We start from the raw sequence: 22,643 nt of genomic DNA on the forward strand, positions 1-22,643 counted from the left end.
ACAATTCGCCGAGACTTTCATTCAATTGGTATCAATTCCACGCCAAGGTATTTAAGGGAAAAATAGGTGTATCTTTCAGATAGGGGCCATTGATGCGTACATTCCCCAAGGAGTACTTACCGCCTTCATCATAAAGATCGAAGCAGAGCGCCAATCTTCCTTGGTTACCATAAGATGCGAGAGCGCTATCAAATTCTTTTTTGATTTGGAATCTACCCGGGAGCTTAACATTCATGTGAGTGGAAGATCCGTTGTAGTCGACCTTATAGGCTGAGTAACCTTCCCATGCATTGTAAGCCCATCTAGAACCTTGCTCAACATCATCTATTTTTTTTACGGTACTAATCGAATAAACTACATTCTTTTCGATTAATCTGCGAACAACTGTGACACCATCAACTTTTCCTCCAGTTAAATGGAGTTTGACTTCAACGTATTCCGGTCGTCCAATGCTTCGCATAGCTGATATAAGATCGGAGACGGAAAGAGTTCTTCCGTTTGGTGACGATGGATCTTTAAAGGTTATCTTATCTTTCAGCATGAACTCCCGTTCGCCTTTTTCATTTTTAATTTTTATGCGTGATTCACCATAAGAGTAAGTCCATGCGTCCACGAACAATCCAGTAAGATCCTCTTGGGTATCCGTTGCCGATACGACATTTTGATAACTCGTTTTAATGGTAAGGGGATATCCCTTGTTGAGGCCCTTCGTCTTTTCATAGAGGTCGTCTCTTACTCTATTATCTTGCACCTTAAAGGTGTAAGTTTTACCGTCAGCCAGCTTCAGATAAAGTGTAGCATCGCCTCCAAAGCGGGATCCGTAGTCAAAATTTACAAACTCACCAGATGCCACGCCGCTTTGAGGATACACTTCTACTTCGGTCAATACGCTGTTTCGCGCCTTAAAGATAACCATATCCGTGGAACGAATGTCGTCTGCTTTAATAGCTTTTCCTAAGGATTTTACTTTGGTATCTTTGTCGAATTTAAAGGTCGTGGTGTAATCGGCTTTAAACTTGGAGTCTACCGTGGCGTCTTTTTTCGTCACATAGTCTACAGTAATGCCGTCTTTGACAGTGGATCGTACGACGCCCGTGCCGACAACATCATTGGAGACAATATCCACTTTAACAGCGTGTAAAGAGGCGATGCCGGTAGTGGAGGCGTAGGCGGAAACTTTAACCTTCGCTCCGACGGTAATGTCTTTGGCAGTGCCCGCTTTTCCGTTGAGGGTAACCTTTGTGTCGCTACCCAATACAAATGCGGTGGCCTTGCCGTCTTTTCCCTTTAAGGCAAAGGTCGGCGTTCCGTTGACTTCTTCGTTAAAGTAAACTTCCCCTTCGTAATCTTTCGTTTGTTTCGCCTTGTTTTTGTAATCGTAGCTTAAATTGGTAATGGTCGCCATTTGATCGCGGTGTAAAGGTTGTTGAGGATTGAAGAATCCGTCGTCGCCTTTGGCGTGGAAAACACCCGCTTCAATGATTCCCGCGTAAAGCCCTTTAATATCGACATCGCCTGTAAGTGCTTTCGGCGTATTGCCGATGGCATTAATATCGTTTACGGCAATGTTCGTAATGTTTTTCTTCGCTTCAATTCCCAAGGCTTTGGCGTAATAAACCATAATTAATTCACGGCTCGGGTATTGATGTGCCTTCGGTGTATTGGTAATATAGCCTTTTTCAAATGCCGCCTTTAAGTTTTCTTCCGTAATAACGCCTCTTTCGAGAGCGCAGCAAATGGCGCTGCGTGCCCATCCCGGCACTTTATATTTATCGGAAACTTGTCCAAATTTACTGATTGCCCGTGTTTCATCTTGTGCGCTGGGACTTTGAATGCCCTTTAACAGCTGCATAATTTCCAGATAACTTACGGAACGTTTGGGTTTAAAGGTGCCGTCGGTATAGCCGCTAATGACTCTTAAATCCGCGAGTTTCGAAATATGGGGAAAGGCCCAGTTGTCGGAGCGTACATCGGAAAAAGATGCTGCCATAGTGGAGATCGGTTGAGCCAGCATGACACCTGCCAATGCCAACACTGCCACTGCTTTTATTTTATTATTCTTCATAACATTCCTCCTTTTGCATTCAACTTATCCCCATTATATCATGGTGATAGCTGTGATCCATTACGTTTTTGTATCATATCTTGGGGAAAATCAAATATCGTTTGTTATAATAGTAAAGAAAAACACAGCGGTGAGGAGGGGCTATGCGTTTTTATCCAATAAGTGTGGACACGAAAAATAAAAAAGTACTCGTTATCGGCGGCGGTCGCGGCGCCTATATTAAGATCAAAGGTCTTTTAACATCGGAATTTTTGATTTACTGCCTTTCAAAAGAATTCTCAGACGAACTCCGCACGCTCGCCGAAGAAAACAGCGAACGTATTTTTTTAAAAGAGCTGGAGATCGACGAAGATTTTCGTTTCTTTGCCTACGATTATTTAATCCTCGCTACAAATGACGACGGTTTGAATAAGCGTTTAATGAAAAGGGCGAAGGTTTCTTCCGTTCCCGTCTTGTCCTTAAACGATCAAAGTAATTCGGATTTTCACTTAATGGCCAATGTTTCAAAGGGACCTCTTTTCGTTACCATTCAGACGGGTAACCCGAGCCTTTCTCAGTTTATTAAGCGGGATATGGAAGAATTTATCGACGGATATTCCGAAGAAAAGCTGAATCTTATGAACGACATACGCAAGCGATTAATCGAAGAAAACAGCCCTTATATTTCAAAGCTTATGACGGAGCTTTGGGAGAAGGAAAAAATAAGCAGCACATTTTGGGAGGATCGAATTGAAGATTCGAATAGGAACGAGAAAAAGTCAACTGGCGATCACGCAGGCGAAGACCGTCGCCCAAATTCTTGAAGACGGGGGCATGGAAACGGAACTGGTCACCGTGTCCACAAAAGGCGATCAATATCAAAACATTCCCATCGATAAGGTGGGCAAAAACGGCGTCTTTGTCGGCGAACTTGAATCGGCTCTCACATCGGGCTTTGTAGACGTTGCCGTCCATTCCCTAAAGGATATGTCCTCCATGTTACCGGAGGGCTATATTTTGGCGCCGCCGCCGAAAGCTCCCGATGTGCGGGATGTGATCGTGGCGAAGACACCTTTGCACCGAGAAGATGATCTTCACCATATGGTGATCGCTACGGGAAGCAATCGCAGAAAAGCACAACTGCTCCATTTCTATCCCCATGCGACGACCGTCCCTATTCGCGGCAATATTCAAACGCGTATCGAAAAAATGATGGCTTCCGAAGCCGACGGTACAATTTTAGCCTATGCCGGCTTGGAACGCTCCGGCCTTACCCATTGCATTTCCTGCGTACTGGATCCCACCCGTTTTATTCCCTCTCCTTCCCAGGGTTTGCTCGGCATCGAAATTTCCGAAAAACGAACAGATCTTCTCGAAATTTTTAAGGAGGCTTCCGATCCCTATGCCCATTTCCGCATGAAAGTGGAGCGCAAATACCAAAAGGCACTGGATGCATCCTGCCATTCCCCCATCGGCATCTACATCGAAAAAATAAATTCTACCGATATTCAATTACACGGCTGCTTTGCGAAAAGTGCAAAGGATCCCCTTCGTTACGCTTCCATTCCTTCCACCTTTACTACGGCGGAAGAAGATGTACTAAAACTCGTTCGGGAGGTGAAAAACCGTGATTAAATACCCGGTTATCATCGCCGGCGCAGGCATCGGCCATATGGATCATGTCAGCATAGGCGTCTTACGGGAGATTCAGTCGGCGGATTGCATCATCTACGATCGATTGATGGATCAGCGTTTACTGGACTTTGCGCCCCATGCGGAAACAATCGACGCGGGCAAAAAAAAGGATCTTCACAAAATTCCACAAGACGACATTAACGCCCTTTTAGTCGAAAAATACTTGGAGGGCAAGCGCGTCCTCCGCTTAAAGGGTGGCGATCCCTATGTGTTCGGCCGCGGCGGCGAAGAGGCCCTCTATTTAAAAGAGCGCGACATTCCCTTTACCGTGTATCCGGGAATTACCTCCGGCGTCGCCGTACCCGCCTTGGCGGGCATCCCCGTCACTTTTAGAGATACCGCCCGCGCCGTTACCTTTCTTACGGCATTTTCAAAAGACGGGCCGGAAGATGTAAAAGCTTACGCCGCCCTTCCCTCTACTCTCGTCATCTACATGGGTCTTAGCCGAAGTCAAGCCATCGCCCACTCGCTCATCGATGGGGGCAAAAATGAGGACACGCCCATGGCCATCCTTTCTAAGGGCGGCACGGAAGATATGCGCTCTTTTTGTTCCACTTTAAAAGACGTGGCGGAAAACGGCATTCCCGACACCCTCGTCAGCCCCTCCATTATCGTCGTCGGCGACGTGGTATCTCTTCACAAAGATCTGATTCCTTCCCCTCATTGTAAAGGAAACATCGTCTTAACCTTTGAGGATAAACAGCATCGCGTGAGCCGACGGTTGGAAAAAGAAGGTTATCGCGTCCATAACCGCCCCATGATCGAGATCATCCCCGTCGACGAGGAAAAACTTTTTCTTGCGACAAAAGATTTCACCGCTGATCTCGTGGTCTTAACCTCAAAAAACGCCGTACATTATTTCCTTCGGAGTTTTATAATAAATAGAGATATTCGCGATCTGAAGGACGTGGACTTTTACACAGTGGGCAAAAAGACCGACGAAGCGTTAGCTTCTTACGGCATTCGCTCGAAAGGTCACCCCGACATTTACGACGGCAAACATCTTGCGAAGCTTTTAGAAAAGGAATATAAGGGGAAGCATCCTACTATTTTCTATCCCCATTCGAAAAAAAGCGATCCCACCTTGGGAAAGGTGCTGGCAGCCATAGGAAATGTAGTCGATCTCGCCGTATACGATGCCGCCGATCCCGGAAGAGGATCGGATCTGCCCGAAGGCGTGAATGCCGTCTTGTTCGGCTCTTCCTCTTCCGTTACCAATTTCTTTCGCCATTACAGGAATAATGACGTAAAAGACGCTTTATTTTTTGCTATCGGCCCCTCTACTAAACGCACGCTTTTAGATCACGCTATCGAGGACAATAAGATCTATATGGCAGAGAAAGCTACTTTCGACTCTCTTTGCCAATCTGTAGTAAAGGAGTTACACCATGCGAATGCGCAGAATCAGAAATAACCCCATCCTTCGCGCTATGACTGCGGAAAACAGTCTGGATGTAAAGGATTTAATTTACCCCCTCTTCGTCATTGAAGGGGAAAATATAAAACAGGAAATTCCCTCTCTTCCCGGCGTATACCATTTCTCCATCGATCGCTTGGAAGAGGAGATTCGCGAGATTGTAAAATTGAAAATTCCCGCCGTCATCCTCTTCGGCGTCGTCAACCACAAGGACAGCTGCGGCTCCGGCGCTTACGATGATAACGGTATTATTCAACAGGCTTGCCGAAAAATTAAAGAGGTTACGAGCGATTTAGTCGTCATAACCGATCTCTGTATGTGCGAGTATACAGACCACGGCCACTGCGGCATTTTAGACGAACACGGCATGGTGGATAATGACGACACGCTAAATTACCTCGCAAAAATCGCCGTATCCCAAGCTAAGGCGGGAAGCGATGTGATCGCGCCTTCAGATATGATGGATTTCCGCGTGGCAAAAATTCGAAGTGCTCTCGATGAAAACGGCTTTAAAGATATTCCCATTATGAGTTACGCCGCCAAATTTGCATCGAAATATTACGGCCCCTTCCGCGACGCCGCCGGCAGCAGCCCTTCCTTTGGCGACAGAAAATCCTATCAAATGGACTTTCACAACGGTGACGAAGCCCTCCGAGAAATCGCACAGGATTTAGATGAAGATGCGGATTTTATTATCGTCAAACCGGGTCTCGCCTATTTAGATGTACTCGCCCGGGCGAAGGACAGCTTTAACACCACCTTCGTCACCTACAATGTAAGCGGCGAATACGCCATGATCCTAAAAGCCATCGAATGCGGCATTCTCGACGAAAGCATTATTATGGAAAACATGATCGCCATGAAGCGCGCAGGCGCCAAAATGATCATTACCTACCACGCCAAATGGCTGGCGGAAAAATTACAAGAGGGATATCATGCTTAAAAATGATTTTCTCATGAAACAAATTCAGGAATATATTCAATTCCTACTGCGGTTGATTTTTCCAAAAGAGGACATCGCGTTGGAAAAGAAAAAGATCACGGAAAGGGAATCCTTTCGCGAACTCGCCAAATTAATCGAAGAAGGGCGCTATAACGACGCCGAAGATCTTCTTTTCGACGGTGCCGAGACGGGAACTATGGATTTGGCCTCCGGCATCTTCTTTTACCAAACACTTTTACAAATACCGGAAAAGACCCTTCATGATCACGATTTTTCTACGAAAGAAATCGAGACGGGCTTACGGGATTATGCCAAACTCTTTGACGTGGAATTTTAATTTCATACTTTCGGAAAATGCAAAAGGTTCGAACCCAAGCGGCTCGAACCTTTTTCTATACTCTATTCCAAGCAAAAACCGCCGAGTTTCCTCGGCGGCTCTTTTACTTTTTATTGTTCTCTTAATTTGCGAAGAATCATTTTTTGTTCTACGCTCGCCACGAGTCTGCGAGTATAATCCACCGTATCCGGGTTGACGGACATGGAGGTAATACCGCATTCTACGAGGAATTCCGCAAATTCCGGGTATTGGCTCGGGCCTTGGCCGCAAATAGAGCACGTAATGCCTTTTTTGTTGGCCGCTTGTACTAACGTTTTGATAGCGCGCTTAACCGCTTCGTTACGTTCATCGAAGTAACCCATGCGGTTTAAGATGCCGCTGTCGCGGTCGGCGCCCATGGTAAGTTGGGTAAGGTCGTTGGATCCGATAGAGAAGCCGTCGACCAATTCGGCAAATTCTTCCGCTTGGAAAACGACGGAGGGAACTTCCGCCATAATCCAGATCTTGAAGTTTTTAGATTGCTTCAAACCTTCTTCCGCCATAATTTCTTTAACGGTTACCAGTTCTTCCGGTGTACGGACAAAGGGAAGCATGGCCACTACATTGTCGAGACCGAAATCTTCGCGGACTTTGCGCATAGCTTGGCATTCAAGTCTAAAGCCCTTTTCATATTCCGGGGAAATGTAACGGCTGACACCACGCCATCCGATCATGGGATTTTCTTCGTGGGGTTCAACTTCGTCGCCGCCCTTTAAGCCGCGGAATTCGTTGGTACGGAAGTCGCTCATACGAACGACAACTTGTTTCGGATAAATAGCGCCGGCTACTTCCGCAATGCCTTCCGCCAATTTTTCGATCAAGAGATCGCCTTGACCGGTTTTGGCGAGGTACATGGGGTGCGCGCCGATTTTATTGGTGAAAATAAATTCCGTACGCATTAAGCCGATGCCGTCGAAGGGAAGATTCTTATATTTTTCAATAAGAGCCGGTTCGCCGAGATTCATATAGATCTTCGTCGCGGTAACGGGAGCGACTAAACTCTTGAGTTCGTCGAGATCGATACCGACACCTGCGCCGCCGGTTTGCGCCTCAGGTTTTTTCTTATCGCGATCGTGAAGAACGCTTCCTTCATAGACGACACCGCGTGTAGCGTCGACGGTAATTTCCATGCCTTCTTTTAATACGGTAGTGGCATCGTTACTGCCAACTACGCAGGGAATGCCGAGTTCGCGGCTAACGATGGCCGCGTGACAGGTTCTGCCACCTTCGTCGGTTACGACGGCGGCGGCGGTACGCATGGCCGGTACCATGTCGGGGTTGGTCATGGCGGTGACGAGAATATCCCCTTCTTTTACGAGATTAATTTCGCTCACGTCTTTAATCTTTTTAACCTTACCTCTTCCGATTCCGGGAGATGCCGCAAGGCCGCGTACTAATGGGTTGAGCTTTTCAGGTTCTTTGGTCATATCACGTTCCTCTTCCGGTTTGTCTTCTTCACCAAGAGTCGTAATGGGGCGAGATTGTAAAATATAAAGACCTTTGGTGTCGCGGTCCATTCCCCACTCGATATCTTGTACGCTTCCGTATAAACTTTCGATTTTAAGACCGGCATCGATTAAAGTTGCCAGCTCTTCTTTCGAAAGGCATTCTTCTTTTACGGCGCCGGCGCCGAGAATGTCTTCTACATCGGCTTCGTGCGTGCCGATACCGGAATCGTTTTGAACGACCATTTTCTTTTTGTCGGCGATGACTTTTTCTAAAATGCTCTTGTCGCTTTTCTTAATGACGTATTCATCGGGAGTAACCGTACCGCTGACCACGGCTTCGCCTAAGCCGTAACTTGCGTTAATCATCATTTCATCGCGGCTGTTGTTAATGGGGTTGGCGGTAAACATAACGCCGGATTTTTCGGAATTAACCATTTTTTGAACGACCACGCAAAGGGAAACGGCAAAGTGATCGTAATTTTGTTTCGCGCGGTAATAAATCGCTCTCGGTGTCCAAAGGCTTGCCCAGCATTTACGAACGTGATGGACTAATTCTTCTTCACCTGCAATGTGTAAGTAAGTATCTTGTTGGCCTGCAAAGGATGCATCGGGTAAATCTTCCGCTGTAGCAGAAGAACGTACGGCAACTTGGGGATCCTTTAAATCGATGGAGCGGCTGAATTCTTTATAAGCCAATACAATTTCTTCTTCGATTTTAGGATCGATTCCGCCTTCTTCAATGCTTCTGCGAATGTCGTCGCTGGCGGCAGTCAACATATCGACATCGTCGACATCCAAATCTTCCATTAAGAAACGAACTTTTTCTTCTAAACCTGCGTATTCGATGAATGCATCATAACCTGCGGAGGTAACGCAAAATCCCGGGGGTACGTCCAAACCGAAATTCGTCATCTCTCCTAAGTTGGCACCTTTTCCACCGACGATGGCTACGTCGTCTTTGCGGATTTCGTGGAAAAAGCGAATAAATTTAAAACCTGTCATATCATTCCTCCTCGCAAGTATTATAGCACATTGCCTATTTATGTTGTACTATTTATTTTTTAATTTTTGCAGTTCTCGAATCGAGAGGGTGCTCACCTGTTTCGGATCGATGGATAGATCGCGAATCACCTCTTCGATGGCCTCACGATTTTCGCCTTCGATCTCCATATAGGGATCGGGGTAGGTCTTTTCATCCCAGCGATCCAAATCTAAACGACAACTTTTTAAGCGATAACTGATGCGATGTTTTTCGCCGCGCGATATGCAGTCGTATCCTAATAGTTTAAAGATCGTAAGCATGTCATCCATAGCGTCGATGGCCACCGTATGCTCGTCGTAAACGCGCACGCCGTTATTGGCTTTTTTCTCTTTAAACGTGCATACTCTCTCGATCGCCCCGTCCTTTCGTGTTTCACGTAAACGTAGGTAACCGAGATCTTCTGAAATCGGATGAAGGTCGGAATTGATGACGATGGTCGTTTGTTTTTCATCGCTGATTTTTGTGCCGCCGCAAGCGATAATTTTTTCTTCCATGGCATGTAAATCGACGCCTAATACCTTTACTTCAATTTCCCGTTCCATTTAAACCTCTAATTTTCGCACTTTAAAATCGATATAATCCGACGACACGCACAGGTACTTCACGCCGCCGAATTCCCCTTCGACTACGAATTTATGGCCGTAACTGTGGAGATGGCCGTAGACGCAGAGGTCGATATTCGCTTCGCTTAATATGGTAGCGAAATCATTGGGTTCTCCTTTCGACGTAAAGGGCGGATAATGCAACATGGCGATGCGATGAGAAATCATCTTTCCCTCCGCCTCCTTTTCCATGGAGTCGATACTCAATTGAAGTCGATTGAGTTCCCGCTTGTAAATCTTTTCGTCTTTCTCGTCCACACTGCCGGCGTCGATGTCGGTCCAACCTCTGCTTCCGCAAATCGCCACATCGCCGATGACCATGCCCGTATTGTGTAAGAAGTCTACCGTTTGAAGGCCGAGTCCTTCCAATTTATTTAATGAAGACCACCAATAATCGTGATTGCCCTTAATTAAAATCTTGCGACCGGGCAATGCGTCGAGCCGAATCAGGTCTTCTTTTCCGTCTTCCAATTTTAAAGCCCAGGAAATATCGCCTACGACTAAAACCGTGTCATCTGCTGCGACACGATTATTCCATGCGTCGAAAATTTTTTCCTCATGATCTTCCCATGCCTTGCCGAAGACATCCATGGGCTTTTCTTTTTTATGATCTAAATGTAAGTCGCCAATGGCCCAGATCAATCTACTCTCCTTTCTATTTCGGTGTTGTAAAATCTAAAATTTGTCGGTTCATATGCTTTAAATAATCCACGAGGTTTTCCCGTCGTTCTTCGTCCATATAAACAAAGCCGTCGTCAAAAACCATGGGAATGTGGGGATCCATTTGGTTCACCGCCGCTAAACGAAGGGAAAGAACTAACAGATCGGCTGTGGAGCGACTAAGCTGCGTATCACGCAAACTCGGACGATCCTTACCCGATAGGATAAAGTGATCTTTCCCGAAAGCAATAGTGTCATATCGTCCGTCACTTAACGCGGCGAGAATCTTTTCCCCTGCGGATATAATTTCTCGCTTAAACCCTTGTTCGCCCTCGGCGTCCACTTCTCGCAAAATAGATTCCGTAAGGTCGATAATTTTAAGTTGTTCCTCGAGCTCTCTGCCCGACGCTTTCTCTTCCTTGTAGGCTTTTTCCGTCTGTGCCATTTTTTGTTGAATGGCTTCCGCCTCTCGCTCTTTTCCGTCTAAAAAACCCAATTGTCGCTGAATCTGTTCGATGGCGACGTCCAGTTCCCTACCCCGATCGGGAAGGGATTCCAGTTTTTGAGCGTAACGGTACAAAGAATCTTTCAAGGTCTCCATTTCAATATCTTCGTCGATATAAGGATCGAGCCAGGAACATAAGGCCTGCTTTTCCGCCAAAAGCCCGTCTCGTTCTCCGTATAAATTATGATAGGTGCGCAGAAGATTTTTTGTGCGCGCATTCCAAAGAAAAAAGATCAGAGAACTTGCTCCAAAAAAGACTGTAGCGACGAAGGATAAGACGGCGATTTCTTCCTGATGAAAGAAGAACGCCAATGCCGCCGTCACAAGCAAAAAGAGGAAAGCTAACATGCCGGAGACTTTAGCCATTCCGAGTTTATTCGTCATTTTGCTCATCTTTTTCGATTCGAAGCGATCGATGGCTTTTTCATTTTCAAGCAGTCTATCGTCCAGTCGGTTTGCCAGCTCCAGCTTTTCGCCTAATTGCGGCAAAATCTGATGTTTCTCGATCTGTAACTTGCGTTCTCTTTGAAGACTACGAAGTTCCTGCGCCATTTGCGTTTTTTTCGAGCGATGATCTTCCAACTCCCTGGATTGAGCGCGAAGATCCGCCATATCTTCCTCAAATCTTGCAATTTGTTCGCGATATTGGCCGATAGGCGATTTCTTTGCCCGCGGAGTTCCGATTTCTCTGCGCTTTTTATCTAAATAGACGTAGCTATCTGCAAAACGCAGGGTGCTGTTACCCTTAGTTACGAAATCTCTGGATTCTTCAATACGCTTTAAAATCGACGCGGCATCGGTGGCCTGAAGGTCATCCATGCAGAAAAAACGCATAAAATCGTCTTGCGAAAGACCCCAGAAATAACTTCCCGGTTGGGGAATACCCGAAAAGGCATAAAGTGATTCGTCCTCGATGATGTCATTGGTGTCCAAGTTAGTGAGAATCATCTGCTCATTTTCCTTATGAAATTGGCGCTCGATACGAAAGCGTCCCTTTCCTGTTTCAATTTCCATGGCGGCAGAAAAATCTCGCCCTTGCAAAGGCTTGTAATCCTCGTACCCGTCGGAGTAAAGCTTGCGATTTAAACTGTCCTTTGAAAATCCGTAAAGAAGAGCGCGTATGCACATGATCGTCGTGGTCTTCCCCGATTCATTCGGTCCCGGCAAACATTGATAACCCTCGCCGAAAACTACTTCGGTATCGTGAAAGCCGCCAAAACTTTTTAATTCCAGTTTATGAATCATAGTGCTCTCCCAAAAGTGAACGGATGCCCATATCGCATACGGCGAGAATCGTGTCCTCGTCTTCATCGAGGCTCGATGCTCGGCGAATAAACTCGCCTAAAGCGTCGTTTTCATGGGCTTTGTAGACGCGCTCGATAAGTTTCGGCAAATCCCTCGCCCATTCCACTTCATAGGCTACGCCGGCAAGATCCAGCATGTGGCGAATTTCCTTGTCGAGGACACCGCGATAGCCTCCTGTAAGATAAAAGCTGTAAATCGCACGATCGTTTTGCAAGCCCTCTTTTAACTCGTCCAAAACATTTTTAGACGATGTGTCAAGGGTCTTATGGCGAAGAATACGCCGCGCCAGGGGAATGTATTTCGTAGACAGTACGTCAGTGAGTTCGCCGTATACCACGCCCAACTTTCCCCGATCGGTACGATCCAAAGGCTCCGGCGTGCCGCACATTTGCAATTTGTTCTCGTATAAAATCGGCTTGTGCACGTGGCCCAGGGCGATATAATCGAAAAATGGCAAAATATTCGCGTCGACGGGAAAATATCCGTCCCCGCCGGTCCAATTGCCGTGATGCAATAAAATGTGGCGGTAATCGTCTTGAAAGCCTTCTTCGCCGCATTGCAAAATGCGATGGTAACTGTCCCGATCCCAACTGGTACCGTAAAAGATGATCTTTTGCCCTTCGTCTCGATAGTCGCTAAGGACCCCTTGCTCAAAGAGAAAGACATTCTCGGGAAGACGGGATGCTATATAATCGTATAGTTTAAAATCGTGATTTCCCAAAAGAAGAAGGGTCACGAAATGCTGATCCCCTAAAAGGCCGAGGACGTAATCCACTTCCTCCGGCCGAATTTTTTCCTGCTCGAAAATATCGCCGACTAAAAACAGATAATCGACGGATTGAGAGGTACCGTATTCTAAAATGCGCTGAAAGGTTAAAAAGCGATCGTTACGCCCCTGTTCACGATCCTTGGAACGAGAAAACGGAAAGCTTCTGCCGAGATGTAGATCCGCCGTATGCAAAAACCGCATTATTTAATAAGTTTTTGCACCGCTTTGAACTCATCGGTGCCCGATACACTGTTAAGATCGAACAAAATCGTCTCCGTCGGACGAATGGACGCGCCCATTTGACGCATTTCTTCGTAAGCGAAAATAGCGGACTCCGGATTGCGGGAGCTAATAGCATCTTGCGCTACGTAAACGTCGATGCCTCGTTCAATTAAATCTCTAACGGTAAGCAACACGCAAATATGGGTTTCCATACCGCATACTACGACTTGCTCGGGCTTTTCCCTTTCGATATAAGCGGCAATGTCTTCATCCAACATACAGGAGAAAGATTTTTTATCGAAATCCACTGCATCGCTGACTTTACTACGAATGGAAGGGGTGAATTCTCCCAAGCCTTTTTTGTATTGCGTCGTAAAGATCGTGGGGATCTTCATGATTTCCGCCGTATCGGCTAAAACGCCGGCGTAATGGAGCATACGTTCCTTATCGTAAATAGCATTCGCCAAGGAATCCTGAATGTCGATAAATAAAAACATCGTCTTGTTGCGATCTAATTTAAAATCCATTTAAACCTCCATAGATTGTACATTGATGCGATTCATATCGGATTTAATCGTGGCAAAATCCGTTGTCTTTTCGCTTTGAGCTGCCGCTGCCGTAAGTTTTAACAGCGTCGGCGCGTCGTATTTTCGAACAATCCCCGCCGCCATAGCAACCGCTGCGTGGTGAGGATCGAAATAATCGTTGATCTCGTCGTTTTTCGCAAAGAAGTATTCTCCCTTGCAGTAGAGAATGGAACCCTTGGAACTTCCCGTTACGAGAATAAGGGGTATATCGTCGCCATAAAGCTTTGCGACAGTAGAGGCGATATCGCCTAAGAACTGAAGATTGCGATCGACGAGCTGACTAAGGGCGGCGCGATCGATAATCATGCCGAAGGGTTTCGCCTCCCGCACTTCCTCTACGTCGTCTCTCTCGTCCGAAAGAATAATGACGGGCTTGGATTTGCTCCTTGCATAGCGCACCATGGGAAGCTTCATCGACTCAGGTTCTTTAGAGCGGGTTCCCTTGGCGATAACCACAACATCGCTCGCTACGCTTTCGCGAACAAAGCGCTCGTAAAAATCCACCGTATCCTCCCGCGTGATCCGCGGTTCTCTCGTATAGATCGTCGTCGTCTTGTTTTTTTCCTCGAGGATAATGCGCTCTTGGGTTTCGTCACGTAAGCTTTCCGATTCCAATACAATCCCCGATTGACTCAAAAATTTTCCGTACTGCTCTCCGGCAAAGCCGCCTAAAAAGGTAAGAAGCCTTGCACCTTCGTTCATATCTCCGGCAAGGCGCGCCATATCGACGCCATAACCTGTGGCGGAAGTTGTACTTTCCACAGCCTCTCCCGTGCCGCCCTTCGGAAAACTTTCTCCCGTAAGTCTGCGTTCTAATATCGGATTATTGTCTACAATAAGAATCATGATAAATTTAACCGACGGGAAACACTGTTTAGAATCCAGTCGATTTTCTCCTTTGCTCGTTGTTCAGAGGGATCGTGGGTGTAAATATACAGTTTGATTTTCGGCTCCGTTCCCGAGGGACGAATGGAAAAACGGCTTCCGTCATCTAAATGATATTCCAATACATTGCTCGCGCCGATTCCGTCTACTCCATCTTTGTAGTCGATTATGTCGGCTACATTCAAAGATTCGACGGAGGTTAGGGGATCTTCCCTTAAATCCTTCATCATAGCGGCGATTTCTTCTTGCCCCTCCTGCCCTTCTCGGACAAAGGAGAGAAGCTTTTCGCCGTGATAACCGTGACGTTTATAGAGAGAATCCAGAACCTCCGGAAGTCTCATTCCTCTTTTCAAATAGAATGCCGCCATCTCCGCGATCATCATAGATGAAACGACGCCGTCTTTATCCCGCACATGATCGCCGTAAACATAGCCGATACTTTCCTCAAATCCGAATAAAAATTCGTGTTCTTTCGTGCGATCCCATTCATTGGCGGGAGCGCAAATATTTTTAAAGCCCGTAAGGGATAAATACATATCCACGCCGTAATACTCGGCGATGACGCGGGTCAAATCGCCGGAAACGATGCTCTGTACCATGGCGCCGTTGGCAGGAATGGTACCCAGAGCCTTCCGTCTGGATAGAATATAATCGATTAACAATGCGCCGATTTGATTGCCCGAAAAGGGAACAAATGCACCCTCTGCATCTTTCGCCATCATGGCGACGCGATCGCAATCCGGGTCCGTGGCAATCAGAATGTCCGAATCTATCTTTTCACCGAGTTCCAGAGATTTTTTAAAGGCATTTAAATCTTCGGGATTGGGATAGCCCACGCTCTTAAACGTAGGATCCGGCGCCACTTGCTCTTCTACCAAATGAACATTACTGAAACCTCTCGTTTCGAAAACTCGCCGCACAGGTAAATTCCCAACACCGTTTAAAGGCGTATAGACGATAGAAATGTTCTTGTCGATATCCTCTTCCAGGGTCTTCGACAAGGTTAAGCGGTAATATTTTTCCTCTACATCCTCGTCGATCGTGTGAATAAGCCCTTCCCGTACATAATCTTCGAAGCTTTTTTCGGGCCACACATTGTAATCGAATTGATCGATGCCGTCTGAAATCTCATCCGCCATATCGTCTCTGATTTGGGATCCCTCTTCCCAATATACTTTGTAGCCATTGTATTCCCTGGGATTGTGGCTCGCCGTAATCATAATTCCCGCCTGAGTGTTCAGTTCACGTACGGCAAAAGATACCATAGGCGTCGGACGAATACCGGCGTAAATATAAGCGTGAATACCTTGGCTTGCGAGCATAGACGCCGCAACTTTCATAAACGTTTCGCTGCGTTCGCGTACGTCCCAGCCAATGGCGACGCCTCTTTTTTTAGCCGCATCGCCTCGTCTGTTAATTACTTCGGCGAGACCTCTCGTCGCCCGCGCAATTACCTGCTCGTTCATGCAATTGGTTCCGGGACCGATTTTTCCGCGAAGCCCTGCTGTTCCGAAGGAAAGTTCTTTGTAAAAACTTTCCTCCCGCTCACATTCGCTCATCGCTTCTAAACGTTTACGATCCTCCGGCGAAACATTTTCGAGGGATTGCCACATGGCGATACGATCTATTATTTCCATCTCAACCTTCTTTCGTAATATCTAAAAACTGTCCGTGACAAGCTTCGGCTAGATCTTTTGGCGATAGGTGCATTTGAAGCCCTTTTTTACCGGCGCTGACGTAAATACGTTCGTAATTTAAAGCCGACTCGTGAATAAAGGTCGGAAATTCCTTCTTCATACCCACAGGCGAACAGCCGCCGCGAATATAACCCGTTAAATTCAAAAGATCTTTCACGTGAACCATTTCCATTTTTTTCTCACCGGCAACGTGCGCCGCCTTTTTAAGATCCAATTCCTCCTCAACCGGTATGACGAAGACAAAATGCGCGCGATCCTTACCCTCAGCAACCAGTGTCTTAAACACCTGTTCCACGGGAAGCCCGTTTTCCTTTGCGATCTTGGCACCGTCTACTTCAACCGACGGATCATATTCCACCACATCATAATCAATCGAATGGCTGTCCAACATTCTGAGAGCGTTTGTCTTTTTCATAGAACACCTCATCTATTCATACCTAAAGAGAAATTAACTCGTAATTTAAAATTTACCTCTATGATCCTTTCCATTATATCATGGAGTAAATGCTGACTAAAGACATTGGATATCCATATTTAGCTGATACCTTTTTAAATTCCCTCTTTGGTACTGTCGATTTTATGAAAAGTCTACTACTATAAAGGAGAAAGGATGATCATATGAAAAAACTCTCGACTCAAAAGCTGACACTCATCGCTATGTTCATAGCCCTTACGGCACTCGCCACCATGGTGATACAAATCCCCATTCCCGCAACGAAAGGATACCTCAATATCGGCGATACCCTTTTAATCTGCGCCGGTCTTTTGCTCGGTAAAACTGTAGGCGGCATCGTCGGCGGTATCGGCTCCGCACTTGCCGATATTTTAAGCGGCTACGCATTTTATGCACCCATTACCCTCGTCGTCAAAGGCCTGGAAGGATATGTTGCAGGGGCGTTAAACGAAAAGACAAAACTCCCCCCGATCGTCTCCGCCATTGTGGCAGGCTTCATCATGGCGCTGGGGTATCTCTTGGCAGAAGGCATCATACTTTATAATTTCCCCACTGCACTGGCAAGCTTTGTTCCCAATATTTTACAAGGTATCGCCGGCGCCGTCCTCGCTACCATCCTCTATCCCCTATTGCAAAAAGCGCCTATTCTGATGAAAGAAGAAAAGTAGCGAAAACCTTATTTGTAAAGATCGATCCGAACATTAGCAACAGAGCGTTTCTCTAACAACAATTCACCAAATGGAAAAAGGCTATCCTAAGGGGATAGCCTTTTTCTTATAGCGTCATTTCATTTCATTATAAGCAGTATTAATAATCTTCGCCAACTCCCGGGGCGCATCTACATTTACTTCATGCCCTGCACCGTCTACATAAAAAATTTTTGATTGAGGCAATTGACGATATAAAGAACGAGCCGCCCGCTTATTGGCCCAATCTCTGCTGCCGCAAATAATATAGACGGGGCAGTGAATTCCTTGAATCCTACGGCTGTAATCGATTCCGCTCATGGAAGATGAAATGGACATCATTTGTTCTTTGCTAATGCCTGTTTGAGAAAAAAAGCGTTCAGGCATGAGTTTAAACAATCCGTTTTGAAACTTTAATAAGAGACTCGGCATTTTATACTGCGGTGCGATAACGATAAGCCCCGCAATTTTTTCAGGACAATCTAATGACATGGCTATTGCTAAAACAGCACCTAAACTTAATCCGCAAAGAATGAACGGTCCCTGTTTGTGAGCAAGTTGAGCTTCTACATTCTTCTTTAAATCGCTAAAACTCGGTTCCTCCATTGCGTCATCAATAATATTAATAGATTCCTTTTCATTAAAATCCAGAAACTGAAAGGTTTCATTCCAAGATGAACTATCTTGCCCTAAGCCGTGCAAGAATATAACGTTTTTTGAATCGTAGGGTAAAGTCTTTTTGTCGGAACGTGGAACCGAAAAGGATGATGATATAGCAGAAATAGGTTGAGTCAATAAAACAGCAGCCAATGCCAACACTCCAAATGTCTTAATTCTATTATTTGTCATAATCCTCCCCTTCTGCACTCTAATTTCGACGAGATAATTCCATTTTCCACTTTTGATCTTGCAAAAATTGAATCAAATGAATTGTACCTTTCCAGCAAAGAACACCCAATACGATAAAAATAATGGCTAAGAGCAAACCGGCTAAAAGAGCGGGAAAACCGGTAAGTTCTTTTACAAAGAAAACAAGCTTTACATTGTCGATGAGCGATATGTGGACTATTCCCTTTAATAAACCCATGATACCGGCGATAACACTTACGCCTGCGGAAAAAAAGAATGAAACAGAGAGAATGGCAAGTGTCGGAATAATAGAAACCCATAAAAAAGATGCATAGGAATAAAAACATAAGGACCTCATGAAATTTCTCCATGAAAAACCCTTGTCTTTGATCATACTTTCTCCTAAGTAATCCATGGCCAACTCTTTAGGAGGCTCCATTTCCTCTATAATAGATTCCGCCGTTTGTCCATTGCGCATGCGTTCGTAAAATGAGTTTTTTAATTCACTTAAAATATCGGTCTTTTCCGAAACAGACATATGAACCAAATAACGATCCAGTCGCGATAAGTATTTTTCTATTGCTTTCTCATTATGTTCAGTTCTCATTCTTACTCCTTCTCCAAATCTGACATATTTTGAATCAGCAATTGCCAATCCTGTTCTAATTTTTGTAAATAGGACAAGCCCAAAGGTGTCATGCGATAATATTTCCTCGCAGGCGTGCCCTCCTCCATTTGATGCCAATACGATTCCAAATAACCATTTTTTAAAAGACGTCTTAATAACGGATAGATAGTGCTTTCCTTTGTAGCTAACATAGGATACTGTTCTAAAATTTGAATCAAATCGTAGCCATACCTTTCCTTATTGGAGATTAACAGCATGACAGCGTACTCCAACGTGCCGCGCTTTATTTGACTTATCCATTCACCGTTCATTTTATCTCCTATTCTCTTCATTATTTCTATATACATCGTACCACATGGTACCTATGTGTCAATAGGTAGTTACTATTATTCACACATTTTCATTTTCCATTATGCTCGTAAGCTAGAACACATTGCTCAATTAAATACATTGGAGAAACAAAAAAAGAGCGACTCTCGCGAGTAACTCCTTATGATTCCTTGATAATTGATGTGAAATTTGACCAGTCCTCTATTTTAAAAGCGCGCAATTCACGAATACTATCCTTGAGCCAAGGGATTGTTGAAAGCCTATTGATTGCACGATATAAATCTTTAAGCCCATCTTTTTCCAATCGATGAATAAAAATATTTCCGGTAGTTTTCTCAAAAGCGAATTTGTTTAACTCGTGAGAAATTTCGTCAAACGCAATTTTATGAGGATCTTCAAAATGATTTTTTAAAATTTCAAAATTTAAATCTAAAACAATGGCATACATTTATTGATGATCCTCCTATTCATAACCGGACCTAGCAATCTCACAACGCTCTATACATAGTTAAAGGTACAAAAAAAGTCTAATCTCTCGATTAGACTAAATCTGGCGTACCACAAAGGATTCGAAGGTTAGGCTATTTATGGATAAAGGTTTAAATTCCAATGTTTACGCCCATTTGTCTACTAACTATATTCGAATGTCTTTAGAACTCACAGATACTTTAGCACAAGATTATTTCAATTACAATACTCTTCCTCGTACTCTTTCATGATCTTGTAAAATGTATTCCGTTTGAGTTCCACTCTATCCATGAAATCTGTTGCCGTTATCTCTTTCGCTTTCCATTGTGGATAGAGTTCTCCAATTAACTTTCGTTGATTCTCGCTAATGGTGGAATAGTTTATCTTTAATTTTTCCCAAATATTTTAGCTGTTTATAGAGGTTTAATTCTACTTTTGTTTAAACGTTATGAAAACAATTCCCTATGATATCTTCCTGATAAAAAAAGATTATTGTTCAGATTGTATCTCTAAAATGATCGTTAAAAAAATCGTGAATGATATATACCAGATACAATGTGCTTATGTTAAAATAAGAGAGTACATAACATTTAATGTTAGAAAGGAGATGTATTTTTATGAAAAAAGGAATTATAATGTCGTTGCTGCTAATGTTTTTATTGACGGGCTGTGTCAGTTTCAATGATGGAGTTGAAGAAGTTAAAAAACCAGATGTTTATGTTGATGATATAAAAATAACTAGCTGGAAAGGCGAACCCGAAGTTCCTAATCCAAAATATAAAGAAATGTGTTATTACATAACAAACAATTCTAAATATACATTAACTCAATTTAATGCAGAAGGAACTGTATCAAATGGAACAGAACAATATGATTTACTTGTTACTCAAACGCTTCGTCCTGGAGAGCGATCTGCTGATGATATCAATCCCGGAGCAGATACCTTAAAAGATGTTGAGTTTACAAACTACACTTATAGATATATTGATAATAAGGATAAAAAAACGGTTGAGGTTCATTACGATGTAAAACTCGATAAATACGAAGTCTTTAAACTTGATGAAGATAAGTAGATTATTAATCGGTGATTTTTAAAAACATAAGTGAATATAAATTCAGACAAATTAGAGCCTAAATGGCTCTTTTTTTATATAGTCACATGAATCAAATTCTTAACCTCACGCTCTATATTCGTTTTATATGACGTCTAGCAGATAAAGAAAGAACCCCATCTTTTATTGCTGGGGCTTCTTCATCAATAACTTGTTAGCATCTCGCCGAAATCAATCTCCTCATCGAAAATCGTTTCAATATCTTCGCAGTCAATAGGCGGTGTATACTTGCTGTCTTGATTGGTTAGAATGAAAGTGGATACTAGGTTTGCGAATTGGTGAACGAGAATATGCCAATCAAATTTTCGTTCGTCCTCTAGGTCTATTCCTAAACGATAATGTTCTCTAAGATTATCCACATGAAATTGAACGTATTCGGGATAACCTGATGACGTATCAATTTCGGCTAATACACTTCCGCTTTCGCTAAGCGAGATTTTTGATGAAACGGTAATGGTATCTTCTCCGAAGTTTGTTTCACAACCGCAAAAATCCATAGACTCTTTAAATTTTCTACTGTTCATTGTGTTTCTTCCTTTCATTTTGTCTTTAAATTAAAGATTCCCATTCAAATGACGCTCTATAATCAATTCTAAGGCGTTTTAAATCTTTATTAATGTCATTACATGCCTAAATCATTAAATCTCCTTATTTTTTATCCTACGGCTTTATAGAGTGTATCATTCAATTTAACGCCTACATTTGCCTAATATTTCATCAATTCTTTAGCTGGTGATACTATTTGATGACTACGCAATAAATCATCATCGGAAATCTGAATATATTTCCTCGTGGTATTTAAATTGCTATGCCCTAATACCTTTTGAAGATATAGTAGGTTTCCGTCATGACGTAAATATTCCGTTCCGAAAAAATGACGTAACTGATATGGCGTGATCTTCACTCCAGCTTTTTCAGAATAGGCTTTCATGTTGTTTCTTAACACGTAGGTATTCATTTTCTCGCCTTGCTCTGTTAGGAACAGATACTCTCTGTCCTCAAATACAGATTCAATGGTCTTGTTAAATTTGATAAGCGACGATTTTACACCGTCGGAAATAGGCGTTATTCGCTCTCGTTTTGTTTTAGTTATATCTTTCGTTAGTACGATAGAACTTCTCGCTAGATTTAAATGATCTACTTTAAGACGTTCAATTTCCGCTGGTCGGATTCCCGTATCTGCCATTAAAAGAATCATGGTGTAATCTCTTAGCCCCACATAGCTGTATATCGGTATCACGGATAACAATTTAATTAAATCATCTTTATTGGCTGGTCTAGGCTTATCTTCTTCTTTGCGTCTTGTAATCGCTAACGCTTTGATCGGATTCTCTTTTATAACTCCTACTTCTACAAGGAAATTAAAATAACCGTTAAGATTAGAACGCTGGTTATTAAACGTCATATCGCTGTACCAATTAATAGCGAAAAAGAAATCTGCTACTTGTTCCATTAGATTGTCGTAATCAATAGGCTTACCCGTTTGATGTTCGAAGTTCATGAACACTTTACGATAACTTGCTAAGGTAATTTCCTGAACGCCATTTAATTTTTTGCACAATAAAAAACGTGTCTGTAGTTCATCAGAAATAAATTTACATTGCTTCATATCCCTTCCTTTCTTACTCTTTTCACATCGAATCAGATTCGAACATTCAGAGTTCGTAGGTATTCGGATATTCGCTAGTAATTTGTATTTCTAAATCACTCACAAACACGCATTTTTCAATACTTGTAGCGTTTTGCATACAGTATTATTAGGTTGGCGTACCACAGAGGATTCGAACCCCTGACCTTTTGGTCCGTAGCCAAACGCTCTATCCAGCTGAGCTAGTGGTACAAATGGAGCGGAAGACGAGATTCGAACTCGCGACCCTCGCCTTGGCAAGGCGATGCTCTACCACTGAGCCACTTCCGCA

Annotated in this window: 23 protein-coding genes and 2 tRNA genes; 7 read left to right on the top strand and 18 right to left on the bottom strand. The window is 43.9% G+C overall.

Annotated elements, in window-relative coordinates:
* Positions 1 to 31 precede the first annotated feature (31 nt).
* A complete protein-coding gene (locus HMPREF1863_RS04790; protein ID WP_068367914.1) occupies positions 32 to 2,065 on the bottom strand; it encodes an S-layer homology domain-containing protein in 2,034 nt (677 codons plus the stop codon).
* Between the two features lie 143 nt (positions 2,066 to 2,208).
* Between HMPREF1863_RS04790 and HMPREF1863_RS04795 the strand changes: the two genes are divergently transcribed.
* Genes HMPREF1863_RS04795 through HMPREF1863_RS04815 form a run of 5 tightly spaced genes read left to right on the top strand, consistent with a single transcriptional unit; the run spans position 2,209 to position 6,436 of the window.
* On the top strand, positions 2,209 to 2,868 hold the full coding sequence (locus HMPREF1863_RS04795) for a precorrin-2 dehydrogenase/sirohydrochlorin ferrochelatase family protein (protein WP_068367916.1): 660 nt from the start codon (positions 2,209 to 2,211) through the stop codon (positions 2,866 to 2,868).
* Positions 2,795 to 3,679 carry a hydroxymethylbilane synthase gene (gene hemC / locus HMPREF1863_RS04800; RefSeq protein ID WP_068367917.1) on the top strand — a complete coding sequence of 295 codons (885 nt, stop codon included), beginning with the start codon at positions 2,795 to 2,797 and terminating at the stop codon, positions 3,677 to 3,679. Before HMPREF1863_RS04795 ends, hemC begins: the two co-directional genes overlap by 74 nt.
* Positions 3,672 to 5,153, top strand: coding sequence for a uroporphyrinogen-III C-methyltransferase (gene cobA, locus HMPREF1863_RS04805; protein ID WP_068367918.1), 1,482 nt, complete (start codon positions 3,672 to 3,674; stop codon positions 5,151 to 5,153). Before hemC ends, cobA begins: the two co-directional genes overlap by 8 nt.
* On the top strand, positions 5,134 to 6,099 hold the full coding sequence (gene hemB / locus HMPREF1863_RS04810; RefSeq protein ID WP_269746509.1) for a porphobilinogen synthase: 966 nt from the start codon (positions 5,134 to 5,136) through the stop codon (positions 6,097 to 6,099). Before cobA ends, hemB begins: the two co-directional genes overlap by 20 nt.
* Positions 6,092 to 6,436: a DUF6483 family protein gene (locus tag HMPREF1863_RS04815; RefSeq protein WP_068367923.1), complete on the top strand. Its 345-nt coding sequence runs from the start codon at positions 6,092 to 6,094 to the stop codon at positions 6,434 to 6,436. The genes hemB and HMPREF1863_RS04815 overlap by 8 nt, the downstream gene beginning before the upstream one ends.
* A 110-nt stretch (positions 6,437 to 6,546) precedes the next feature.
* Here the strand turns inward: HMPREF1863_RS04815 and ppsA are convergent, their stop codons facing one another.
* From ppsA to ybaK, 9 genes are read right to left on the bottom strand one after another with little or no spacing between them, the layout of a single operon-like run.
* Complete coding sequence (gene ppsA / locus HMPREF1863_RS04820) at positions 6,547 to 8,925, bottom strand: phosphoenolpyruvate synthase (RefSeq protein WP_068367928.1); 2,379 nt, start codon at positions 8,923 to 8,925, stop codon at positions 6,547 to 6,549.
* 48 nt (positions 8,926 to 8,973) lie between these two features.
* Complete coding sequence (locus HMPREF1863_RS04825; RefSeq protein ID WP_068367930.1) at positions 8,974 to 9,507, bottom strand: class IV adenylate cyclase; 534 nt, start codon at positions 9,505 to 9,507, stop codon at positions 8,974 to 8,976.
* Positions 9,508 to 10,209: a metallophosphoesterase gene (locus tag HMPREF1863_RS04830; protein WP_068367932.1), complete on the bottom strand. Its 702-nt coding sequence runs from the start codon at positions 10,207 to 10,209 to the stop codon at positions 9,508 to 9,510.
* Positions 10,210 to 10,222: 13 nt separating this feature from the next.
* Positions 10,223 to 11,977 carry an ATP-binding protein gene (locus tag HMPREF1863_RS04835; protein ID WP_068367934.1) on the bottom strand — a complete coding sequence of 585 codons (1,755 nt, stop codon included), beginning with the start codon at positions 11,975 to 11,977 and terminating at the stop codon, positions 10,223 to 10,225.
* Positions 11,967 to 13,007: a metallophosphoesterase family protein gene (locus HMPREF1863_RS04840; protein WP_068367936.1), complete on the bottom strand. Its 1,041-nt coding sequence runs from the start codon at positions 13,005 to 13,007 to the stop codon at positions 11,967 to 11,969. The genes HMPREF1863_RS04835 and HMPREF1863_RS04840 overlap by 11 nt, the downstream gene beginning before the upstream one ends.
* Positions 13,007 to 13,555 (bottom strand): isochorismatase family protein, encoded by a 549-nt coding sequence (locus HMPREF1863_RS04845; protein WP_068367937.1) that lies wholly within the window; start codon positions 13,553 to 13,555, stop codon positions 13,007 to 13,009. The genes HMPREF1863_RS04840 and HMPREF1863_RS04845 overlap by 1 nt, the downstream gene beginning before the upstream one ends.
* Entirely contained in the window at positions 13,556 to 14,461 is a 906-nt protein-coding gene (locus tag HMPREF1863_RS04850) for a PfkB family carbohydrate kinase (protein ID WP_068367938.1), read from the bottom strand.
* Positions 14,458 to 16,137, bottom strand: a complete 1,680-nt coding sequence (locus HMPREF1863_RS04855; RefSeq protein WP_068367942.1) for a phospho-sugar mutase — start codon at positions 16,135 to 16,137, stop codon at positions 14,458 to 14,460. Before HMPREF1863_RS04855 ends, HMPREF1863_RS04850 begins: the two co-directional genes overlap by 4 nt.
* A 1-nt stretch (position 16,138) precedes the next feature.
* Complete coding sequence (gene ybaK / locus HMPREF1863_RS04860) at positions 16,139 to 16,612, bottom strand: Cys-tRNA(Pro) deacylase (protein ID WP_083508520.1); 474 nt, start codon at positions 16,610 to 16,612, stop codon at positions 16,139 to 16,141.
* Between the two features lie 203 nt (positions 16,613 to 16,815).
* On the opposite strand from ybaK, the gene HMPREF1863_RS04865 reads away from it, so the two are divergent.
* Entirely contained in the window at positions 16,816 to 17,319 is a 504-nt protein-coding gene (locus HMPREF1863_RS04865; RefSeq protein ID WP_068367946.1) for an ECF transporter S component, read from the top strand.
* Positions 17,320 to 17,433: 114 nt separating this feature from the next.
* Here the strand turns inward: HMPREF1863_RS04865 and HMPREF1863_RS04870 are convergent, their stop codons facing one another.
* From HMPREF1863_RS04870 to HMPREF1863_RS04885, 4 genes are all read right to left on the bottom strand, one after another.
* Positions 17,434 to 18,186: an alpha/beta fold hydrolase gene (locus HMPREF1863_RS04870; protein ID WP_068367947.1), complete on the bottom strand. Its 753-nt coding sequence runs from the start codon at positions 18,184 to 18,186 to the stop codon at positions 17,434 to 17,436.
* A gap of 19 nt (positions 18,187 to 18,205) precedes the next feature.
* On the bottom strand, positions 18,206 to 18,793 hold the full coding sequence (locus tag HMPREF1863_RS04875; protein WP_068367948.1) for a DUF1700 domain-containing protein: 588 nt from the start codon (positions 18,791 to 18,793) through the stop codon (positions 18,206 to 18,208).
* 2 nt (positions 18,794 to 18,795) lie between these two features.
* Positions 18,796 to 19,125 (bottom strand): PadR family transcriptional regulator, encoded by a 330-nt coding sequence (locus tag HMPREF1863_RS04880; RefSeq protein ID WP_068367949.1) that lies wholly within the window; start codon positions 19,123 to 19,125, stop codon positions 18,796 to 18,798.
* A gap of 179 nt (positions 19,126 to 19,304) precedes the next feature.
* Entirely contained in the window at positions 19,305 to 19,592 is a 288-nt protein-coding gene (locus HMPREF1863_RS04885; protein WP_068367953.1) for a hypothetical protein, read from the bottom strand.
* Between the two features lie 637 nt (positions 19,593 to 20,229).
* On the opposite strand from HMPREF1863_RS04885, the gene HMPREF1863_RS04890 reads away from it, so the two are divergent.
* The gene (locus tag HMPREF1863_RS04890) at positions 20,230 to 20,685 is read left to right on the top strand and encodes a hypothetical protein (RefSeq protein WP_068367954.1); all 456 of its coding nucleotides are present in this window, start codon (positions 20,230 to 20,232) and stop codon (positions 20,683 to 20,685) included.
* A gap of 182 nt (positions 20,686 to 20,867) precedes the next feature.
* Here the strand turns inward: HMPREF1863_RS04890 and HMPREF1863_RS04895 are convergent, their stop codons facing one another.
* The 4 genes from HMPREF1863_RS04895 to HMPREF1863_RS04910 form a co-directional block, all read right to left on the bottom strand.
* On the bottom strand, positions 20,868 to 21,248 hold the full coding sequence (locus HMPREF1863_RS04895; RefSeq protein ID WP_068367955.1) for a hypothetical protein: 381 nt from the start codon (positions 21,246 to 21,248) through the stop codon (positions 20,868 to 20,870).
* 182 nt (positions 21,249 to 21,430) lie between these two features.
* On the bottom strand, positions 21,431 to 22,333 hold the full coding sequence (locus HMPREF1863_RS04900; protein ID WP_068367956.1) for a tyrosine-type recombinase/integrase: 903 nt from the start codon (positions 22,331 to 22,333) through the stop codon (positions 21,431 to 21,433).
* A gap of 154 nt (positions 22,334 to 22,487) precedes the next feature.
* Positions 22,488 to 22,564 (bottom strand) — tRNA-Arg (locus HMPREF1863_RS04905).
* Between the two features lie 3 nt (positions 22,565 to 22,567).
* Positions 22,568 to 22,642: transfer RNA gene (locus tag HMPREF1863_RS04910), tRNA-Gly, on the bottom strand.
* Between the last annotated feature and the right edge of the window lies 1 nt (position 22,643).

It is taken from the genome of Aedoeadaptatus coxii, from assembly GCF_001553115.1.
GTDB classification, from domain to species: Bacteria; Bacillota; Clostridia; order Tissierellales; family Peptoniphilaceae; genus Aedoeadaptatus; species Aedoeadaptatus coxii.

Bases quoted from the DNA above. Each gene is read 5' to 3' on its own strand.
- HMPREF1863_RS04790 (WP_068367914.1), bottom strand. From the start codon at position 2,065: ATGAAGAATAATAAAATAAAAGCAGTGGCAGTGTTGGCATTGGCAGGT.
- HMPREF1863_RS04795 (WP_068367916.1), top strand. From the start codon at position 2,209: ATGCGTTTTTATCCAATAAGTGTGGACACGAAAAATAAAAAAGTACTC.
- hemB (WP_269746509.1), top strand. From the start codon at position 5,134: ATGCGCAGAATCAGAAATAACCCCATCCTTCGCGCTATGACTGCGGAA.
- HMPREF1863_RS04815 (WP_068367923.1), top strand. From the start codon at position 6,092: ATGCTTAAAAATGATTTTCTCATGAAACAAATTCAGGAATATATTCAA.
- ppsA (WP_068367928.1), bottom strand. From the start codon at position 8,925: ATGACAGGTTTTAAATTTATTCGCTTTTTCCACGAAATCCGCAAAGAC.
- HMPREF1863_RS04825 (WP_068367930.1), bottom strand. From the start codon at position 9,507: ATGGAACGGGAAATTGAAGTAAAGGTATTAGGCGTCGATTTACATGCC.
- HMPREF1863_RS04835 (WP_068367934.1), bottom strand. From the start codon at position 11,977: ATGATTCATAAACTGGAATTAAAAAGTTTTGGCGGCTTTCACGATACC.
- HMPREF1863_RS04840 (WP_068367936.1), bottom strand. From the start codon at position 13,007: ATGCGGTTTTTGCATACGGCGGATCTACATCTCGGCAGAAGCTTTCCG.
- HMPREF1863_RS04845 (WP_068367937.1), bottom strand. From the start codon at position 13,555: ATGGATTTTAAATTAGATCGCAACAAGACGATGTTTTTATTTATCGAC.
- HMPREF1863_RS04850 (WP_068367938.1), bottom strand. From the start codon at position 14,461: ATGATTCTTATTGTAGACAATAATCCGATATTAGAACGCAGACTTACG.
- HMPREF1863_RS04855 (WP_068367942.1), bottom strand. From the start codon at position 16,137: ATGGAAATAATAGATCGTATCGCCATGTGGCAATCCCTCGAAAATGTT.
- ybaK (WP_083508520.1), bottom strand. From the start codon at position 16,612: ATGAAAAAGACAAACGCTCTCAGAATGTTGGACAGCCATTCGATTGAT.
- HMPREF1863_RS04865 (WP_068367946.1), top strand. From the start codon at position 16,816: ATGAAAAAACTCTCGACTCAAAAGCTGACACTCATCGCTATGTTCATA.
- HMPREF1863_RS04870 (WP_068367947.1), bottom strand. From the start codon at position 18,186: ATGACAAATAATAGAATTAAGACATTTGGAGTGTTGGCATTGGCTGCT.
- HMPREF1863_RS04875 (WP_068367948.1), bottom strand. From the start codon at position 18,793: ATGAGAACTGAACATAATGAGAAAGCAATAGAAAAATACTTATCGCGA.
- HMPREF1863_RS04880 (WP_068367949.1), bottom strand. From the start codon at position 19,125: ATGAACGGTGAATGGATAAGTCAAATAAAGCGCGGCACGTTGGAGTAC.
- HMPREF1863_RS04885 (WP_068367953.1), bottom strand. From the start codon at position 19,592: ATGTATGCCATTGTTTTAGATTTAAATTTTGAAATTTTAAAAAATCAT.
- HMPREF1863_RS04890 (WP_068367954.1), top strand. From the start codon at position 20,230: ATGAAAAAAGGAATTATAATGTCGTTGCTGCTAATGTTTTTATTGACG.
- HMPREF1863_RS04895 (WP_068367955.1), bottom strand. From the start codon at position 21,248: ATGAACAGTAGAAAATTTAAAGAGTCTATGGATTTTTGCGGTTGTGAA.
- HMPREF1863_RS04900 (WP_068367956.1), bottom strand. From the start codon at position 22,333: ATGAAGCAATGTAAATTTATTTCTGATGAACTACAGACACGTTTTTTA.